This is a genomic window from Dyella japonica (assembly GCF_040545895.1).
GTDB lineage: Bacteria > Pseudomonadota > Gammaproteobacteria > Xanthomonadales > Rhodanobacteraceae > Dyella > Dyella japonica_D.
Map to the genome: position 1 here is coordinate 1 of NZ_JBEPMU010000009.1, position 19,367 is coordinate 19,367.

The window sequence follows — 19,367 nt, forward strand, 5'->3', positions numbered from 1 at the left end:
ACGAGATTGCCCAGGGGCTGGGCATTTCCGTACGCACGGTGGAATCGCATCGGCACGCACTGATGACCCTGTTCCAGGCGCACAGCACGATCACCTTGCTGCGCGAAGCCGAACGGCGAGGGATGCTTCCGCTTCAGCCCGCGTGGCACCGAGGGGGAGCGTGAACAAGGCATCGCCATCAAGCTGCCGTTGGTCGCGCATCCACCTAAGCAGTACCCAGATCCCAGATGCCTTTCGGGATAACGCCTCGCCGGAAGCATACGTGGATCAGTCAAAAGTTACGGGACGCAGTCATCCGGACGGGAATTCACACATGACGAGAACGATTCCATTGGTGGACCAGCAGGGGCGCGCCTTTGAAGCCCGCATCGACATCCGTCATGAGAATTACGGTGTGGCTTGGAGCGCACGCTGCTGGGATAGCGGTTATCCCGTTGGCATGGTCACCGGCCAATCCGCCTCGGAGGCCGAGGTGGATACTGACGTGAGGGCAAGCGTTAGGGCCGCGGGCATCCATGGCCTTCGCAGGGACCACTAGGGATGCGCCCGCTCGCATAGACACCTGATGGTGTCTATGGAGGATCGGAAAATCTATGACCAACGAGTGTTTCATCGACCAGCTGAGGGGCGAAGCGGTCAAGCAGGTCAGCGAGCGTGGCTACCTCGCGGCCGAGGTGGCCGAATGGCGCGGTGTGCATGAGTCGGCACGGTAACTGCCGGAATGACTCCGTGGCGGAGACGTTCTTCCGCCGCCGATGGCGTGAGCGCGTGGTCGCGTCTATAACGTTCGCGAGGAGGCGCGCAGCGACATGCTCTGTTCGACTACATCGAGGCTTTCTACAGCCGGCAACGCCGCCAGGGACATCTGGCCGGCCTCGCGCCAATGGTGCTCGAGGCGGCCAAATCAACATCCAGCAGCTAACCGCCGACAGCAGCGAGAGCAGTCCACAACACCTCGGCGGAACGCGATGTCACTGGTAGCTCATCGTCACCACGGCCGCCGACTCGACCGTGCCCACGGTCACTAAGGTGCCTGCTGGGTGCCAGTAGGCCACCCTGAGTGGCAAGGTCGCCAGGGTTCCACTAACAGGCACCGTTCGCGCACTGTTTACGCCGTTGGCTCCAATCGTTTGGCCATCTGCCGATTGCAGCTCGATCGCCATGCCGGTGGCGGTCCCTGTGTTTTGGTAGCGCAGCGGATCGCTGATATCTGGCGTACCGCTGAACGTGAACGTTGCCTTCGAAAGGTCGGCCGTACACTGGGACACGGTCAACTGGAACGGCTTGAAACCCACGGCGCCGCTGGCTGGAACAGCCGTTAACGGGATGGGATCGAGAACGACCACGCTGTCAACGTCTGAAATGGACCACTGACAGGTACCGGAAACAATCTGGCCGGATAAATTGAAGGCGGTCTGCGCATGCAGGCCGCCGCACAGACTACTGAAAGCGAATGACGCGGCCAGTAGCCAATAAGGGGGCTTCATCGTGAGGCATTCCTGATTCAGTGATGGCCGTCGTTAGCGGTGGTCTCAAACATGTGGTCAACCAACGGCGCGAGGCCTGCCCCGCGCGCTCGATCAGTTGTAAGTGAATTGCGCGGTAATCGGCGTCTGCATCTTGCCTGGTGTTACCGACGCCGACGTCTGATAGAACCGGGCCTTGATGTAGTACGTATTGCCGACAGTGGCCAGCGTCCAGTTGGTCATGCCGGTATTGGGCACCAGGCGAGCCGGTGTGCCTGATGCCGTGGAAAGGTCGATGGCCACACCGGAGATATTGCCTTGGCCCGACACGGGAATTGCCTTGAAGAGTTGACTATTCGTCGCATCGGGGGTGCCATTGAACACCATGTGGATGGTGTTGATGTCCGCAGTACAGCCCGAGGCCGCCACGGGAATGTCGCTGGTCCACGGTGCGGTGTAGCCCATGCCGGTAAACGTCCATGCGCCGTAGGTGCCCAGGTCGGTATCCGGAATGGTGAAGCTGCACGTGCCCTGCTGGATAGTACCGGTGACATTGAAGGTCACCGACTGGGCGCCTACCGCCGATGCCATCGCGAGCAGTCCGGCGGCCATCCCGCCTTTGATGAGATTCGTCTTCATGCTGGCCGACTCAGTTGTAGGTAAATTGAACGGTGATAGGCGTCTTCGTCACCCCAGGTGTTACTGCCGACGTCTGCGAAAATCGAGCACTAATAGGGTAGGAGGTGGAACCGACACCCAACTGCCAGTCGATCGTCCCGTTTGGCGTGATGCGTGCCGTACCAGTCGAGAGCTCAATAGCGACGCCGGCAATATTGCCCTGACCGGCTACCGGCACCACCTTGAACAGCTGATTGTTCGTACTATCCGGCGTGCCGGTGAATTTCATATGGATGGTAGTGATGTCCGGTGTGCAGTTTGGTGCCGCCACGGTGCTCCAGACCCAGTATGTCTGGTAGCTGCCGGTAAAGGCCGCGGCTGGATACGTACCCAGATCAATATCCGGGATTGAGACTGCGCATGTACTGGTCACGAATTGGCCGGTAAAACGGATGGTCAGGTCGGATGCCCGGCCGCTCGCCATCGAACCAGCCAGCAGCACGGCCACACAGAAGCGTCGAAGAGTCATCGCGGCAGGCTCAAAGATAGGTCAGCGTGACGGTAGCCTGGCCATTGGCCTGGCCAGCAGTCGGCGTGCTCGTTGTCTGGTAATAGCGCGCCTGCAGGGTGAGTTGACGGTTGCTCCCAGTGGTCGAAGAAAGATTGGACAAAGACGATGGAGCGATTTTTGTGTTGTATTGAAGCGGATTGCCTTTGCCGTCGCCCATCTGAATGCCGATACCCGTCGCGCCGCCCGACTGAAGAGCCATCACGCCCGGGCTGCCCGACACAATGGACGTCGTCGGCGTCACGGAGTACTGAATCGAGTTGTTTGCCAACGAGTACCTAGTGGTGGTGGTCGGCGTGGTGGTCGTGTTAACGAACTGCCAACTCTGGCCAAAGAATGCCGGGCAGTTGTTCAGTGCGATGGGGACATTGATCCACTGGCCGATGGGGCCCACGCCCTTGAGTTCGGTCGTGTAATGCGTACCCAGGTCTACGGTCACGTCCGGCGTCGTGCAGGTGCCTGCCACGACGACGAGTGAGCCCGTGGCCGCCGCCGTGAATACCGGGGTGAAGTTGCCTGAAGATAGGCCTTGCTGAACCGTGGGAATCGATGTTGGGGTCAACGGGCCTGCGCCAAGGGGGCCGCTGGTCCTGACGAAACTGACCTCGACGGACTGCACAGTACTACCACCGTTGCCCCCAACTGGGCTGAAAGTATAGGTGCTGGCAGACGCGAAGGTTCCGGGATCGAAATTCGACTTGGGAAGGCCAAAAGGGCCACCGGCATTAGCTGACCAAAAATAAACGCCTATTCCAGAAACGCTGGTTTTATATAGCTTGGCCCCCAGTGGTGGCGTCCAGGAGCTATCTACGTTGAGCGTTCCGCCCAAATTGAATTGCCAGCTGTAGGCACCGGCACCACAGTTAAGTTGCATGGTTGGGTCGGCCCGATAGGACGCGCGATAGAGCTCGGTGCCTACAGGTACGTCCCGCCCGACCGTTATGGTGCCGGTCAAAGAAATAGAGCCATTGGTCGGAGTGGCTGGAGTGATGCGCGTACAATTCGCCCACACTGGCGCCGCGCCGACTATGAAGAGCCACAGCAGCAAGCCAAGTCTGGTGACAATGCCTCGGCGGCGAGGGTGTGATGCGATTTTAAAGGTCATTAGGATGCTCCTCGCACACGCGGCTCCGGGCCGCCAAGAGCGATTGACGGAAAGAACGCGGTACCGCCGTAGGCCCGCAGGGGCGACTGGCGATGCCATAGCGCGGACGTATGCGACGGCGCTTGATCGGTCGGCGCGGCGCTGATGCCGCCGGGCTGGCAAGGCGCCTGCAGATTTTCGTAGTCGTCCGACTTGGCCGGCTTCCTCGGCAGGTTGACCTGGATGCGGCAGCTGTCTGCCGGATCGTCACTCCAGCGCACGGTCACCACCCCCGATTGCGTGAGCCCGTTGACAAACAGACGGCCGGCCTGACCGGCGACACCGATGTTATTGCCTTGTTCGTCGAACACCTCCGCGCCGAACGGAACGGGACGGCCATCATGCAGGGCTGTATCGATAATCAGGGCACGCCCACTGACGGTGTCGTAATTCACCCGTACCACGGTGCCCGCACGCGGTGCGATGTCGTGGGAGGTGCTCTTGAACGTCACCCCGGCACCGGCGCCCTTGGGGTCGAGGGTGATGGTATTGAGTTCGTAAGGCGTCAGGTAAGGCACCAGCGCGTAACCATTGGTATCCACCGTGGCCCCCTGTGAGTTCTGCACCGTCGCGCCACGCGCCCCCGGTGCGTAGACGAGCCCCACGGTATCGCCCAGCGGCGGACCCCATGTGGCACCATCGCGGTGGAACACCACGCCACCCGACATGCCCCCGCCCAGCTGACGGTAGCCGGTGCCGTCGTTGAAGCCGCCGGCGAAGCGCGCAAAGCTGGCGTTGTACTGACCATTGAGGCTGACGGCGCTGTTGCCGTCGCCATGGGATAGCGAGGCGCCGTAATTGAAGCGGTTACTGTCACCGGCGGTGCCCGACAGCGACATCTGTTCGTTGGCGCCAGCCTGTTGCGAGTGGCTGTACAACGCATTGAGCGTCGGTGAATGCGCTGCCTTGCTCAGCGGCATGGTCATGCTGAAGAAAATGCGTGTGTCGCGCTGGGTCAGGCTGTTGTTTGGCAATAGGCCCGTCGTCTGGCCAGGAATGCTATTGAGCAGGCCGCCCACCGTGGACTGTTGCACGCTGTCACGGGTACGTTGAGCCGACAGGCTATAGCTGATATCACGCCACTGGTTGCTGTAGCCGGCGGAGAAATCGACCTGCCTACCCCGGTAATTCCAAAAGTTTCGCGCAGAACCGGTGATGAAAAGCTGGCCCGCGTGACTGCCCAGCGTCTGATTGACACTCAGATCAAGCCGGCTCTTGTCACGCTGCACGAAATTGGGACCGAACCCGCGCGCGGCCGCGTCACGCATGGCCACAGCACTCTGCAAGTCCACATAGCCACTGGTGGAATAGCGGTAGGCGGACACTGCGAAATTGGTCCCCGTATCGATGATGTTCTTGTTGTAGCCCAGGCGTGCGCTGATACCTTGGCTAGCAGACTGGCCTGGTGTCGAATTACGAGCCTGCGTGATGTCGGCAGAAAACGCACCGATGTCGGTATTGAATGCACTGCCGATCAAGGCAGCGCGGTACCCCGTAGCCAACGTCGCACCGCCATAAGCGGTGATCAAATTTGTGAGGCCGCGCTGATAGGTGCCCTGGACAACCCTGGGCTGATCGATGAAGTTGAGTTCATCGACTTTGCCCGCCGTGATACTCCAGCGCGATAGACCCGGGCGCAGCGACTGCGTCACCGCGGAGTAGGGAACGGAGAACTCCTTGATGCGGCCATCGGCTTCGGTCACGACGACGCTGAGATCACCGCCGTACCCGGTGGGATAGAGATCATCGATGACGAATGGACCGGGCGCCACATTGGCCTCATAGATGACGTAGCCACGCTGACGAATGGTGACCTTGGCATTGGTATCGGCCAAGCCGTGCACGATGGGCGCATAGCCGCGTAGCGACTGCGGCAGCATACGGTCGTCGCTGTACACGCGCGCGCCACGCACGCGCACGCTGTCGAACAGATCGCCTGGCGTAAACGTGTCACCCACCACCATCTGGGCGCGCCACGACAGGATGTCGTGCTGCGCATAGGTGGAAGCATTTTGATAATGGCTGTGGCCATCGCCGCTAACTGACAGGGAGCTAAGCTGATAGGCATGCCACGAGCCAAGATTGAGGCTGGCATTGAGGCCAAGGTAGCCGGTAGTCTGGGTGCTGCCATGGTTTTGCGTGCTATAGGCGTTGGCGTTGTAGCCGACGACCACGGCATTGATGCCCGGGTCCCATTGCGAGGGGTCCACATAGCCGCGCGCGGAACGCTGCAGATAGATCTGCGGCACCGACAACGACAAACTCTGGGTGGCGGCGTCGAAATCGACAGTGGCACCCGGGATGTAATCGCCAAGCGTGCCGCAGAACTTTCCATCGGGAAGGGGCTTTTTCGCCGGATTTGCTGCTAGGTCGGCAATTACCTTCTGCAGATCGATACCGTAGCGCTTGAGCGCAGCCGCGTCGAAACAGGGTTGCGAGTTGTCTGCGCCCGGTACGCTGGCGTACACGATGTCATCGTGCGCACGCCATTGTTTGTTCACGGTGATATCGCCACGGTACACACCCGGTGCGACATAGCCGCTCTTTTCAAAACGGGACAGATCGACCTTCGGCGCCATGCCGCTCGGAAAAAAACCAGCATCGAAACCGACGACGCCGTTTGATGGATCGGCCGATGGTGCGGCGGCATGCGCCCGCCCTGCCAGCAAGGCGGCAATCAACAGGCCCAGCAAATGGGGGCGAGGACACTCGAAAGCATTGCGTGACTTCGGTTTGGCGGGGCGCAAAGACATCCAGTCGATCTCTTAATAACGTATAGCGTGGCCTACCTCCCCTTGAGGCGAGTGAAGGACGAATAGAAGCCGGGACACGAGTGCGGGGCTCAGCCCGAGAGGGGCACTACCATCGGGGATAGCGCGCCGTAGTCGGTAATGACAGAGAACTCCACCTTGACATCGCCCGAGGGGCGCGCTGTGACATCCTTCAAAGGGAACGTGGTGGTGCCGCCAGGCGCCACCATGCCACCGCCCTGATCACCCATGCTCGTTTCGCCCGACTTGATGCCGACATGGGCAAAGTTCACGTAATAGGGCGTGGGGTTATTGACCTGGAGCGATAGACTCTTGCTATTGGCGTTGGGCAACAATTTCCAGGCAAGCTTGCCGGGTGCCGTTGCGACATCCCCCGGCAGACCGGCAGGACGGAAAAACAGCTTAATGCGCGTACGGAACGCAAACTGCAGCAGGTTGCGATCGTCACCGGGAGCTGGTGAGGGAGGCACTTCGAGCACATTGACCCAAAACAGACTTTCCTTGTCGGTGGGTAGCGGCTCTTTCATGTACAGAACGCGTACCGCCTGGCTTTTGCCTTGATCCAGGCGGAAGATCGGCGGCGTAATGGTAAAGGGGACTTTAGTCGTGTCAGGCGTCGACCTCTCGTCGCCGTTATCTAGCCATATCTGCACGAGCGCAGGCTTGGAGCCCTCATTCGAGAGCTTGACGGTGACTTCCTTTTCCTGGGCGGGATAGACCACACGCGTGCCGCCGATGACCACGCTGGCCTCGCTGCGCGCGGCGAAAACCCCGGCGACGGCAAACAAGCCTGCCATGGCATAGCGCAGTACGTTAGACATATAACACCTCGGAAGAATTCAGAGGCCCCAACGCCGGAAGCCGGCGCTGGGGCCTGATGATGCAGTAGCTAGATCAGTTGTAGGTCACGGCATAGACGACGCTGGTGTCCACCAGGCCCGGGGTCGCCGCGGCGGTGGCAAAGTACTGCGCACTCAGGTCAATGGTGGCCGTGTTGTTGACGATAGCCGGGCTCTGCACAGCGTTCGCCGGATCGTTCAGGACGATGGCGGTGCCTGTATTGTCGAGCACCTGCACCTGAGTGTTGCCGGCCTGGCCCACCAGGGCGTTCTTCAAGTTACCGGTGGTCGGGTCGACCTGCGGGCTGGAAGGCAGGAACGACATCGTCGCGACCTTGCCGTCCTGGCACGAGCCCTGGTTCGGACCACCAACGATGATCTGGAACGGCTTTTTGCCCGTCATGGAGCCGGCGCTCGGCAGCGCACTCACGGGAACCGGATCCAGGGCCACAATGAAATTGCCCTGGCCACCGTCAGTGCCCGCACCGCCGGTGATGGTGCAGGTTTCATCGGTCACCGCACCGGTGAAACGGATGGTACCGCCGTTCGAAGCCGGAGCCGCTGCGGCGGAGCCGGCAACGAGACCCAGGACAACGGCAAACGTGGACACAAGCTTGTTCTGCTTCATTTATTAAGTTCCTTCAGGAGTATTTTGATGCCCACCAATCGTGGCGAGGGAGCCTCACTATCGGCGTTATTGCATCAACCAATGGCGAGGGATGGGCGCGAAAGGCATTTCGACGACCAGAGCGTATGCTCAATCTCCTTTTGCAATTTAGGATCGGAGAAGCAATGGCGATATAGGACTCGACTCAATATTCGAAGGAATTTTTGAGCAGCGCGTTATGCAGCGACAAATGAGCCTAAGCGACGAGTTTTCACCGGAAAATAAACCTGAAAGAAGACCGGCATTCCAAGCTGATATGTCGCTTTCCCGTCATCTCACTTCACGCATAACTTGAGGTCTCCGGGCAAACCAGCGCCAAGGAGACCTATGATGTGCAAGAGCAAATTCACTTGAGAGCCAGAACGGTACGACGCTTAAACAGCGCTGAAGGCGGCCGGCACGTCAAGGAGGTATGCCGCGAGCTCGGCATTGCGGAGGCGACGTGCTACGCGTTGAAGTTCAAGCACGGCGGCATGCAAGCCTCAGGCGTGCAGCGGTTGCGCCGCATTGAAGCGGGCCACGCCAAGCTCAAGCGGATGTATGCCGAACTGGCGATGGAAAACCATGCACTGAAGGATCTCATCCCAAAGACGCTCTCGACCCGGCGCATAAGCGCCCCCCTGCCGCGGTTGATGAGTCAACACGGCTGGAGTCAGTGTCGGGCTTGCATGGCGATCGGCATGTCCCGATCGATGGTGCGTTATCGACGGCGAGCGGATCGAGACGACGAAGTCATCGCGCCTCTGTCAAGTTAGCTGAGTGCTTTTCCCGAGCGCGGTTTCGACAAGCTAGCGGATTCGACGCCGTGGCCTGGCGTGAAATCACATCAGGGTGTGGCGCGTGTATTGCGGATGCAGCTCAATCGACACCGGCCTGGCAAGAAGCGCGTGCCGAATCGACACCTTCGGCAATGGGTCGCCGACGAGCAGATCAACGACAGCTGGTCGATCGACTTCATGTCCGATGCGTTAGCTATCGCCGCGGCGTGCTCGATAGGTACATGTTTCGCATCCTCAACGAGGTGCACGAGCACATAGAACCGTGATTAGCCGGCTATAACCGCGAGATTCCCCACGACAGCTTCGTGGACGCACGCCCGCCGAATTTCGCAAGAGGTGTGCCGCGTGACCGGATGAAGGCTGGCGCATCTGGTGCACCCCTAACAGGGAACACGATGCACGGCGCAGCATGATTCGCTAGCCATTGACTATCTATAAAAATAATTGCTGCTCATATATATGAGGATGGGCAGAATTAGCCCGAATGTATTCCGGTCACCAGACGACTTTGACACCGGCCCGGCCACCGAAGCGATGGCCATTGTTGCCGTCGATCCCCTGATTGTAGTCAGCGGATATGAAGACCGACGTATTACGGGCCACTTTCGCCGACACGCCCAAGCCGAATTGCGCCCAGGAACCGCCCAGGTCCGTATCCATGGCCACGGCATCCAACCCGTCGAGCGCGGAGAATGTCGTGGTCGCCTTCGCATCGAACCCATGCCAGACATTGACTCGCGCCCAGGTGCTCAGCGTGTGGTCATCGTCCATCGTCCAGTTCCGCGTTGCTCGGGCGCCCACCCGGCCATACAGCGCGTTGGAGTCGTCGTACATCACCCGGCCGAAGCTATCGGCATCATTGCCCAGGCTGATACGTTGATAGACCAGTTGCGCCTGTGGCTCGATCACCCAATCGAGCCCCAAGGGGACCGGGTAGCCGCCTTCGATCGAGCCCGCGAAACCCCAGCCACTCGGATTGAGGGTTTGTCCGAGATCCGACCTGGCCCGGATCTGGCCATAACGTGTGCCCTGCACTACCGCATCAGCATACCAACCTGACGCGCCCTTGCGGGTCCAATAAGCTCCCAGCGAATAGCCATCCATCGAGACCGTGCCCGCATCCCCGCCGAGCACCGCCTGGACGGTGCTGTTGGTGTGTCCGAACGCTACATAGAAACCGGCGATGTCACGCGTACCGCTGTCATTCTGGGTCCGGTACAGATCGACGCCGCTCTGGAACCCCACCGTGTCGGCGTCATAGGACGGGCCGTGATCAACAAAGGCAGCGAAGCGTCCCAGGGCACCGCCATAGTCGTAGCGGACGTTGCCGGTCGATCCGAATATTCGACCCCATCCCGCCTTTGCAGGTTCGGCCAGACCGGCATCGGCGAAATCCTCGCCATTGCGATCATGATACGTGCCGAGCATCGCCAGTCCTAGACTGTTGACCAGTGCAGGTACTGCCATGTCCAGCGGGACCTCGACACGGTAATCCGGACGATCCACCTCGGGTACTTCCGGTGGCACGACCGGCGGCGGTTCGGTCGGCGGTACGATCGGAGGCTCCACGGGAAGGTCGACCGTGTTGCGCAGATACCAGTTCTGATCGTTGGGATTGCCGCCGACCGCGGGATCGCCGCCTTGCTTCAGCAGGTATTCGTAGGCGCCCACGGCGACTCGGTTGCCAAGGACGAAGGAACCCGCCGCAGTGGTCGCGCCATTGAGCGTGCTCACCACTTGGATACCGTCGTCCACTATCAGCGCGCCATCGCCCTGATAGTGGACCGTCAGCGTTGTGAGGCCCGACGCGCGGGCAGCACCTTGCCTGCCATCGACAACCAGCATGTCCGAGCCTGTATTGAGCACCGTGTCGATGATCAGCTGTCCGTTCTGGCCCACATAGTTGCCGACGATGGTCAGCCGATCTATCGCGCCCGAGGCGCCGTTGGTCAAATCGATGATGCCCGCGTTGTTCACGTTGGCCGGGGCGTTTGCCTGGGTCGACTGGATCATCGGGAACACGCCGGCACCGGCGTTCAGTCGACTGGTGGCATCGACGTTGACGGTCGATCCGCCCAGGCTCAGGTTATCGGCAAGGGCGAAATTCGTGCCCTTGTTCAAGTTGATGATTTCCCAACTTGGCCCGAGGTTCACTCCTTTCACCAGGTTGTCCGCGGCAAACGAACCTCCCCTGTAGGTGATGCCTTCCAGCGTCAACGCATCGCCCGCACCGGTGCCGCCGTCCAAGTGATAGGTGCCCGAGAGATCAACACCCGCGACCCTCAGGCTGTTACTGCCGCCATTACCCATCTCGATGCTGCCGTTGAGGCTGCCGCCGGTCCAGACGGCGGTGTTGGAGCCGCCCACCGCCTGGACGACGCCGGTGACGGCACCGCCCGCGAGATTGATCGCGTCGCTGCCGGCACTGCCGAGGATGGCGGTGCGCGTGACGTCGGGTGCGATGATCGTACCCTGGTTGGTGAAGCTCGTGCCGGTGCCATTGGCGAGGTCCACGACCGGCGCGACCGTGCTCGATGACGTCAGCACGCCGGTGTTGAGACTACTGCTCGCGGTGCCGGCGACCAGCGCGGCGCCGGCAGCAGCATCGTTCATGTGCACACTGGCGGCTGTCGTTACCGCGCCGCTGGTGCGGGCCATGATGCCCGTGGCGCCTGCCGCATTGCCGTTGATGATGTAGCCTGCGCCGAGGTCAAGGTTTCCGGTCGTGGCAGCCCCGGCCGCCGTCTGGAAGGCAAAACCGGTACCCGCACCCGAGGCGTTCACCGTCACGGTGGATGCCGGATCGAGCGACGTCGCCGTGCGGATACCGGCCCCGCTGCCTACATTGATCGTGGTGTTGGCAAGCGTGATCGCGGCGATCTCCGCCGCGTTCTCGATGCCGTTGCCGGCACCCAGGCTGGTCAGCGTCGCGCCGGTAGCGTTTAGACCGGTCGCGCCAGAGCCGACGAGGACCGTGTGCGCCGTGCCATTGGACACCAACGCACCACCCAGAACCCCGCCGCCGCCATCGTGCACATGTAGCGCCGCGACACCGTCGCTAGCCGTCAGGGTCGCGCTGTTGCGGACGAGGGAGTTGACGCCTTCCATGTCGATGCCGGTGCCGTTGGCCACGGTGATGGCTGCCTGGTTGTTCAGCACCCCACCCGACAGGACACGCACGCCGATAGCGCCCGCGCCCGTCATGGCGATCGCGCCCTGATTCACGAGAGTGGCCTGGTTCTGGCTGATGAAGGCTAGCGCACCCGGACCGGTCAACGTCATAGCGGCTTGATTGGTTAGCGTGGTCGCCGGATCTAACGCGCCGACCGCCGCGCCGGTCAGGTCATGTTTCTGGCCATCCGCCATACCGACCACGGCGTTGGCGCCCGGCAGTGTCACCGCCGTGCCGGCTGCGATGCTGCCCGTGGCGCCACCTTCGACGATGAGACCACGCGCGCCGGCGCCCGCGATGTTCAAAGCGCTGCCGTCCAGGGTCGCCCGGGCGCCGGGACCGGTCGAAACCACCGCCGCCGCCCCCTGCCCCGAGGCCGTGAGCGCCGTGGAAGTCGTCAGCGTCGCACCGTCCTCGATGCGAAACAGCGTGGCGCGTGTGGCACTTGCGTCGAGTGCCGTGGCGGAGCTGGCGACTGCAGAGCTTGCGCCTAGCGCGTGGAAGGCGATCTGGTCGGTGTTGCCGAACACCGGCGTGGCCGTGCCAGCGACCGTCACCAGTCCGCCGCCCAGCGCCTCCGCACCGATCGCACCCACGCCGGTAAGGTTCAGTGTCGAGCCCGTCTGCATGTTGGCCGTCGCCAGCGGCCCCTGCGCCACCACGCCACGTGTACGGTCGGCCGTGCTTCCGCCGTTCACGGTGATGGTGCCGCTGTTGTTGAGGGTGGTGGCCAACCCACCGGCAGGCCCATTTGCATCGATACCGATGCCACCATTGGTGATCGAGATAGCAGCCGTGTTACTCCCTGTCGCGCCCGTCTCCACCAGGATGCCGGTGGTGTGAGCGCCCGTGAAGGTGAGGTTGCCGGAGTTGGTCAGCTTGCCTTGGTTGCGCGCGATGTAACCGGTGACATTGTCTAGCGCCGAGCTCAGGGTGGCCGTGGACATGAGCGAGGTCGTCGGATCCGGAACGCCGATTGGGGCACCGGTGAGGTCGAACTTCTGGCCGTCGACGATGCCTGCGATGGAGCCGATGCCGGTCTGGTTGATGGTCGCCGTGCCCGCAATAGTACCGACGGCACCACCTTCGACCAGGACGCCGGTGGCGTTCGGGCCCGAAAGGTTGAGGGTCATGTTCCCGGAACTGAAAGTACTCGGCGCGCCGGTGATGTCGAAGGCCGTCGCCCCCTGCCCGGAAGCAGTGAACACGGAGCCGCCGGTGCCGCCACTGAAGACGCCGCCACTGTCGATGCGGAACAGCACCGAGTTTGTGGTGCTAACGTCCTGTGCCGCCGTGCCGGTGTTGTTGATGGTGGACCCGGCGCCGAAGATGAAATAGCCGATCTGGTTGGAGCCGCTAAGAAAATGGACGGTACCGGCGCCGGTGATGTTGACGTGCCCCCCGGAGCGCGCATGCACACCGATGGCGCCGGCGCCGCTGAGATTGACGCCACCGCTGAGGGTCGCGGTAGCACTGGCACCCTCCGCCCAGATGCCGTAGTTACGAAGACCCGTCGAACCCACGCCACCGGCCACATTGATCGTTCCTGACGAGGTCACGGCTGTGATGCCGGTAGCCAGGAGCTTGATGCCAATGCCATTAACGCCGTTGACGTTGATCGTGCCGGAATTGGTGACATTCGAGCTGTTGAGGAGGCTCATGCCGTCGTTCTCGGTCGGCGCCGCACTTGCCGCACCATTGACATTGATGACACCGCTGTTGATCACCCCGGTGTTGGATGCGCTCACCAGGATACCGCTACTGCCCTGGGTCAGAGTTCCGATCGTAATGGTGCCGGCATTGGTTGCAGTCCCCGTATTCAATACCGTCATACCTGATAGCGGGGTCACGTTGTTCACGATATCCGGAACCACCGCGCCACTTGCATATTGCGGCTGGCGTCCAAGATAGATCAGGCCGCCGGCAAGGTTGGTGAACTGCGCGCCCGTCGATAGGTTCACGCCGTCGGTACGCGTGTTCGCTCCACTCAAGGTTGGATCAACGGCACTGACGCCGACATTGATGGTTCCAGCGTTGGTTCCGGCAGCGCTGGAAATAAGTTGAATGCCCATGCTGCCCTGGCCGCCAACGTTGATGACAGCACCGGCATTGCTGGCGAAGGTTGCGCCTGCGCCGGTCGCAAAGCCCCCCGTATTGGCATTCAGCGTATTCGGCACGGGCGGGTCTACAGCACCGGTCAAGCCACTCAGAAAGCCTGCATTGAGTACGCCATTGTTGATTCCGTGACTGCCGGCCTGAATGACCATGCCGCCCTGAACGTCGGCCGTACCGCCCCGCTGGCTCGAAAGCTGGCCGTTGTTGATGATCGTGCCGCCATTCGTAGCGAGCATGCCACCGCTGGTAATGGGCGTCGTGTTGAAATTACTGACGGAGATGACATCCAGTCTTGCACCAGCTGCGATGATGCCCTGCGCGTTGGCGCCGTCGGCCTGAATAACGGCCCGCACGCCAACAGGCTGATAGGTTTCATCGGGCAGAGGCGGACCATTGGTATAGGTGATGGGGGTCGCCGCAGAGGTATATGCCCGTGCAAATTCGGTGTCGTACTGGGTCGGGTTCAATGCGCCAGTCTGCAACTGTGCAATCAGGAAGCTGTTGTATGCCTGCAGGTCGGCCGCGCTATTGACCGTGTGGCTGCTGCCGTCGAACGACGTGAACGTGCCCCGATAACTATAGAAAGCAAAAGGGGCTGATTGCACCGGACCGGGTCCTACTGCGTTGATCGCACCTTGCGTTTGTCCCATATAGACCCGGTTAGAGCCCTGCCAGATTATCGTGCTGGTAGCGGTGCCGGTGCCATCGGCATAGAACAAAGAAGTCTGTTTCGCCATGCCCATATTGATGTTGTTGGCCGCCGAGTCCGTCGACGCTGCCAAACTACCAATTTGGACATTCAGCGCACCGCCAGTCGCATCCACCTCGCCGATGCGGGTATTGATGTACTGACGCCCATTGGTGGGACCGTTAACTGAAACGGCATAGGGGCTTGCGATGGATGTCGCGTTGGTGTCAATGATGTTGGTATTGGCATAGACCGCAACCGTCCGAGTGCCGCCCGTAATCGGGTCGGGCACGGTTACGATCTGGGCCTTGGTGCCGGTGTTGATCACCAGCGAGGCGGGATTGGTGGGGTTGGCGTGCGGATCGGTAGTCAGCCCGTTGGCAAACAAAGTCGGAAGCGACTGTGTCATAGCACCCGTGATGCCCGGGGTGATCTGCGTTGCCGAGCCCTGCAGCGTCACTGTTGCGCCATTCGACACCACGGTCGAGCCTGCCAAGTTGTCATTTTGCGTCGGATCGAAAGCGGGCAGGAACACCGTCTGAGCGGCAGCACCATCGACCAGGCTCATGGTCGTAGCGATCGCCATCGCCAGTGCCGCGAGCTTGCCGCTTCGAGCATCTCCTGTGCATCTTTCGACGGCTTTCGGTACCAGGCTCCGGTTCTGGACTTCAGCATTCCGGACGAGAGAAAGAATCGTGTTCATCAGGAGTTATCCTTGAATGACGGGTCCTAAAACCCATTCGAGCCACGATTGTTCGAAAGTAACGCTGCTCCGTACCAGAGTAAGTGGCAGGGAGCCACGGCGCGGTGCCATCTGTTAGGTAACGCACTAAGCAAAGAATATTTATTGTGTCGAACGTGCCCGCCCCCGAAGGTCTACTACGCACGACGTCCGATCATCCGCGATCCAGGCCAGCCGGATTAGCGCTGTGGCAAATGTCGGCAACTCTATTGACGAATATGATCTGGATGTTGGCGCGACCCAACGCTGGATGCACAACACTAAGCACCTCGACGGGTGCCGCATGCCGTGCCTCGCCCCTCGCGCTCCAGCCATTGTCCTCCTCAAAACGAGTTTCCGACAGTAGATGCTGAGTCGAATCCACGGCGCGGAACGAGGTTGGCCCGGTAATCGATGTCAACGATACGTCAAAGAAGAACGCCACTGCCTCTCCGACGTGTAACTCCATCAGAACGACAACGTTGGAATGCAAGCGCATGTCGAGCAGTTTGGGCAGGTAAGCAGCCACAGAGAAGAGCTGCGGCATCTGGCGAGCAAGCAAGAGCGCGGCATCAAGTTGCGGTGCGATGGTGGACTAAGAATCTCACGCTCAATGCGGTCCAGGCCATGAAGAGCGTCTAAATCAGGGTTAGCTCAGTCCGCTCGTTTGCATCTCGTGTTTTGCCAGTCTGGAAACCAGCCGCACAAGGTTCCGAATCATTACGCAATGAGTCGCTTGCGGATTCTGTGGGCAGTGGGATGCGCTTGGCACGAAAAACGCCCCCTCACCTACCGCACCCAGGGGCTGAAAGTGCGGCAGGGAGGGGCCGGTTCCCCACAACTCAAACACAGACATCTCAGCTCAAGGGGGTGAAAACTGAGTGGCCTGCCGAAGCAGGATCACGGATGCTCGGCGTCGAAGTAATAGGATTCTCCCTATTTTTACGTCGAAAGGCGGGACCAGCGCTGCACAGCGGCACATGAGCCCGGACGAGCGCGCCTCCAAGGGACAGTCAGCCTGGCGGCTTCCAAGAAATCGAGGCTGCGTGATCGTCAAAGGAATGATCATCAATGGGGATGAAGGACGAACAAGTTGCGGCGATCATTGATGACGCGGTACTTCACTCGGGTTCTTTGGGGAAGTACCGTGCGGACCTTCTTACAAAGTCGCGCTCCTTTTCGACGCGCCGCAGCTGGGCACGCAGGCGAAGAATCTCGCTCTTTTCGTCATTCAACTCAGCGGCCTGTTGCTCCGTCTTGTCGGGCTTCATCGCCCTGACCCACTGATACAGGCTGTAGGTGGAAACGCCCAACCGGACGGCCACTTCGGCAACGGAGTGACCGCGACCGACCACTTGTCGGACAGCGTCTTCTTTGAATTCCACGGTAGACCACTGAGTGCTCATGGGGCTTCCTCCTATGCTCAAATCATAGGCTGAAAGCCCCGTTATCTCCGGGGCAGTCCCGCTTTCCGGAATGTCGCGCAACGAAGAAGTGGGACGAGTCAACAGCGCGCCAGCTTTACCCCATGAGAAAGACCGCGCCCCCTGATCAACACGGGCTATTGGAACTAGCAGAGTACGCGCCTGCAGCGCTACGTTCCGATTCACCCATCGTTTTCAGCGGTCTTTCCGGCCCATCCAGGCTGAAGCGCTTGGTGCGATCACCACCTCCCTCTTTTGGAGTAAAGCTCATGTCTGTTCCTAGCAGCGATATGCTCACTTTTTTTGCCCCTGCTAGCTCCCTAGCGGGATTCTGTGTCAACCAGGCCATTCGAAGTACCTGCTCGCTGGAGAATTTGTTTTTGGACCAGGTATGGCAAGCGTATGTTGCCAAGAGCATGGCGAACGCCCACCCGACGGCGGTGGAGTTCAACAACTTGATCTATGTTTTTTGGGCGACCCCTGCGTCCGACACGTCATCGGTGCAATACGCGACATACAACGGAACTACATGGTCCAGCCCCCAGGACTTTACGGGCCCTTCAACCCAACTGTCACCCTCCGCCGTCGTGTTCAACGGAGAGATCTATTTGTTCTATCAGGGGGCCAACATCGATGCGGTCACGAACCCGACTAACAACGGGATGCTCTACTACACTACCTACGGCAGCTCACAATCGCTGTATATCAATGAGGGGATCACGGGTTGTCCAGCGGCCATCGTGTTCAACAATGCAATATGGGTCTTCTTCCAGATCGGTACAAATGGTGGCCAGATCGGATTCGTGACCTCGTCGGATGGAAGCACCTGGTCGGGAATTACCCTGCTGTCCGACCCCTCGAACGTAGCCTCATCACCCACAGTCACTGTCCTTCCCTCCGCTAACAGCCCTTATGTGTTCTATGTGAACAATGTGTCCTCGGGATATGGCAACTTGGGTCTGATCTCGCTCAATGCCACGGGCGGCGAGGGGTTGAACATACCCAGCATCAGCCCGCAAGGGGTTGCACTTCGTGCAGCCCCATCACCCCTACCATATGCCTTCTACGACAGCACGAGCAGCACCATGTACGTATTCTATAAAGATGCCAGTCTCGGGACGGCCTACATCACCAGTACCGACGGAGGCAGCAACTGGTCCATTCCCGTGGGAATCAACACCTCGGGAATCAATACTTCGGGGCAAAATTCCGGCTTCCCCGCCGTGGCGACGGTCGGCGATCAGATCTATTGCGTGATGAACTACCAAAATCAGGTTTGGTACACCACCCTGATCCCGGACAGCTCAACGCCGGGGTACTCGGGTCGCGGCATGGCCACCGTGCCGAACGTCGGCCACGGGAACAATGGGCCGCTCGGGATAGCGGGGGCTCCCACTGTGTTCTACGCCAACGACACCCTGTTCTGCGTCTACTCAGCTGGAAGTAACGTCTATGTCCTTCCAGGCACGACGACGGATGGCTGGGGGGCGAATACGGTTGCCGCGAGTAACGGGTTTGTTAGTACGCCGGCATGCGGAGTGGCGTTCAACGGCCTGCTCTATTGCTTCTATACGAACAACAACGGAAATCTTGCATACACCACCTCGTCGGATAACGGGACCTCTTGGTCCAGCGAAAACGGCCTCACTGCCTGCTTATGGTGTGGCCCATCGGCGGTGGCCACCGCCGATATGCTGTATGTGTTTCATTCCTCCAACAGCAACAACGGTAACCTGTGGCTGTCGACCTGGAACACGTCCGGCCAATACAATGGGGATGCCAATGTCAGCGACATCTTGGCCCCGGGCTACACCTTCAATTCGTACAACCAGCCCTGTGCGTTTATCTTTAACGGACAGATCTACGTGGCTCTTGTTCCCAAAGAGAACAACACGATCATTATTGTTCCGTACCCCAACCCGAACTCCTCCTATGTGACCATCGAGGTTCCCAATGGAATGGGTCCTTGCACCTCTGTTGCGGTGACGGATTTGAACGGTTTGCTTTACCTCTTCTGGGGCAACGGCGGCCAGGTTTACTACATGAGCGTCGACAGTCCGATGGACCAGGAAGCGTGGCAGCTGGCGGAACAGAACCCCGTGCTCATGGGATATAGCTCCTTGCCCACGGTGCCTCCGCCGCAGGGCATGACGGCCCCCACGGCGCTGGCCCTCCAGTGCATGGCTTCTTTTGCGGACAACGGCCTAGTGTGATCCTAGGAACCACCGGCAGGCGGGGTTGAATCATCCATGTTCTGTCATCGAGGGGCGCCCGGAGACCGGACCTCCTAAGGGAGGCAACAGAAAGTCCTGCTTGACCTGGGGAAATCCAGAACGGGGGGAGTCCAGGGGGGGAGTCGGCCGCCCACAAGGCGGCCGACTCATTTTGGAGATGG

Annotated in this window: 11 protein-coding genes and 2 pseudogenes; 3 read left to right on the forward strand and 10 right to left on the reverse strand. The window is 60.3% G+C overall.

Annotated features, from left to right (window positions below):
• Window positions 1-5: 5 nt before the first annotated feature.
• Complete coding sequence (locus ABIC75_RS22120; RefSeq protein ID WP_354016131.1) at window positions 6-164, forward strand: hypothetical protein; 159 nt, start codon at window positions 6-8, stop codon at window positions 162-164.
• 807 nt (window positions 165-971) lie between these two features.
• On the opposite strand, the gene ABIC75_RS22125 is transcribed toward ABIC75_RS22120, so the two are convergent.
• The 7 genes from ABIC75_RS22125 to ABIC75_RS22155 all read right to left on the reverse strand — a co-directional run bounded on the left by ABIC75_RS22125 (window position 972) and on the right by ABIC75_RS22155 (window position 8,034).
• The gene (locus tag ABIC75_RS22125; RefSeq protein WP_354016064.1) at window positions 972-1,487 is read right to left on the reverse strand and encodes a fimbrial protein; all 516 of its coding nucleotides are present in this window, start codon (window positions 1,485-1,487) and stop codon (window positions 972-974) included.
• Between the two features lie 93 nt (window positions 1,488-1,580).
• Window positions 1,581-2,105: a fimbrial protein gene (locus tag ABIC75_RS22130; protein ID WP_354016065.1), complete on the reverse strand. Its 525-nt coding sequence runs from the start codon at window positions 2,103-2,105 to the stop codon at window positions 1,581-1,583.
• 10 nt (window positions 2,106-2,115) lie between these two features.
• Window positions 2,116-2,592, reverse strand: coding sequence for a fimbrial protein (locus ABIC75_RS22135; RefSeq protein WP_354016066.1), 477 nt, complete (start codon window positions 2,590-2,592; stop codon window positions 2,116-2,118).
• Window positions 2,593-2,623: 31 nt separating this feature from the next.
• A complete protein-coding gene (locus tag ABIC75_RS22140) occupies window positions 2,624-3,757 on the reverse strand; it encodes a fimbrial protein (protein WP_354016067.1) in 1,134 nt (377 codons plus the stop codon).
• On the reverse strand, window positions 3,757-6,549 hold the full coding sequence (locus ABIC75_RS22145) for a fimbria/pilus outer membrane usher protein (RefSeq protein ID WP_354016068.1): 2,793 nt from the start codon (window positions 6,547-6,549) through the stop codon (window positions 3,757-3,759). The genes ABIC75_RS22140 and ABIC75_RS22145 overlap by 1 nt, the downstream gene beginning before the upstream one ends.
• 89 nt (window positions 6,550-6,638) lie before the next feature.
• On the reverse strand, window positions 6,639-7,388 hold the full coding sequence (locus ABIC75_RS22150) for a fimbrial biogenesis chaperone (RefSeq protein ID WP_354016069.1): 750 nt from the start codon (window positions 7,386-7,388) through the stop codon (window positions 6,639-6,641).
• Window positions 7,389-7,461: 73 nt separating this feature from the next.
• Window positions 7,462-8,034 (reverse strand): fimbrial protein, encoded by a 573-nt coding sequence (locus tag ABIC75_RS22155; protein WP_354016070.1) that lies wholly within the window; start codon window positions 8,032-8,034, stop codon window positions 7,462-7,464.
• Window positions 8,035-8,403: 369 nt separating this feature from the next.
• Between ABIC75_RS22155 and ABIC75_RS22160 the strand changes: the two are divergent.
• Window positions 8,404-9,044 (forward strand): annotated as a pseudogene (locus ABIC75_RS22160) (transposase); the annotation flags it as partial.
• A 303-nt stretch (window positions 9,045-9,347) separates the two neighbouring features.
• Here the strand turns inward: ABIC75_RS22160 and ABIC75_RS22165 are convergent.
• The 3 genes and pseudogenes from ABIC75_RS22165 to ABIC75_RS22175 all read right to left on the reverse strand — a co-directional run.
• A complete protein-coding gene (locus ABIC75_RS22165) occupies window positions 9,348-15,530 on the reverse strand; it encodes an autotransporter outer membrane beta-barrel domain-containing protein (RefSeq protein ID WP_354016071.1) in 6,183 nt (2,060 codons plus the stop codon).
• A gap of 193 nt (window positions 15,531-15,723) precedes the next feature.
• A complete protein-coding gene (locus tag ABIC75_RS22170) occupies window positions 15,724-16,095 on the reverse strand; it encodes a hypothetical protein (protein WP_354016072.1) in 372 nt (123 codons plus the stop codon).
• Between the two features lie 607 nt (window positions 16,096-16,702).
• Window positions 16,703-16,954: pseudogene (locus ABIC75_RS22175) on the reverse strand (transposase); the annotation flags it as partial.
• Between the two features lie 287 nt (window positions 16,955-17,241).
• Between ABIC75_RS22175 and ABIC75_RS22180 the strand changes: the two are divergent.
• Entirely contained in the window at window positions 17,242-19,185 is a 1,944-nt protein-coding gene (locus ABIC75_RS22180) for a hypothetical protein (protein WP_354016074.1), read from the forward strand.
• The last annotated feature ends 182 nt before the right edge of the window (window positions 19,186-19,367 follow it).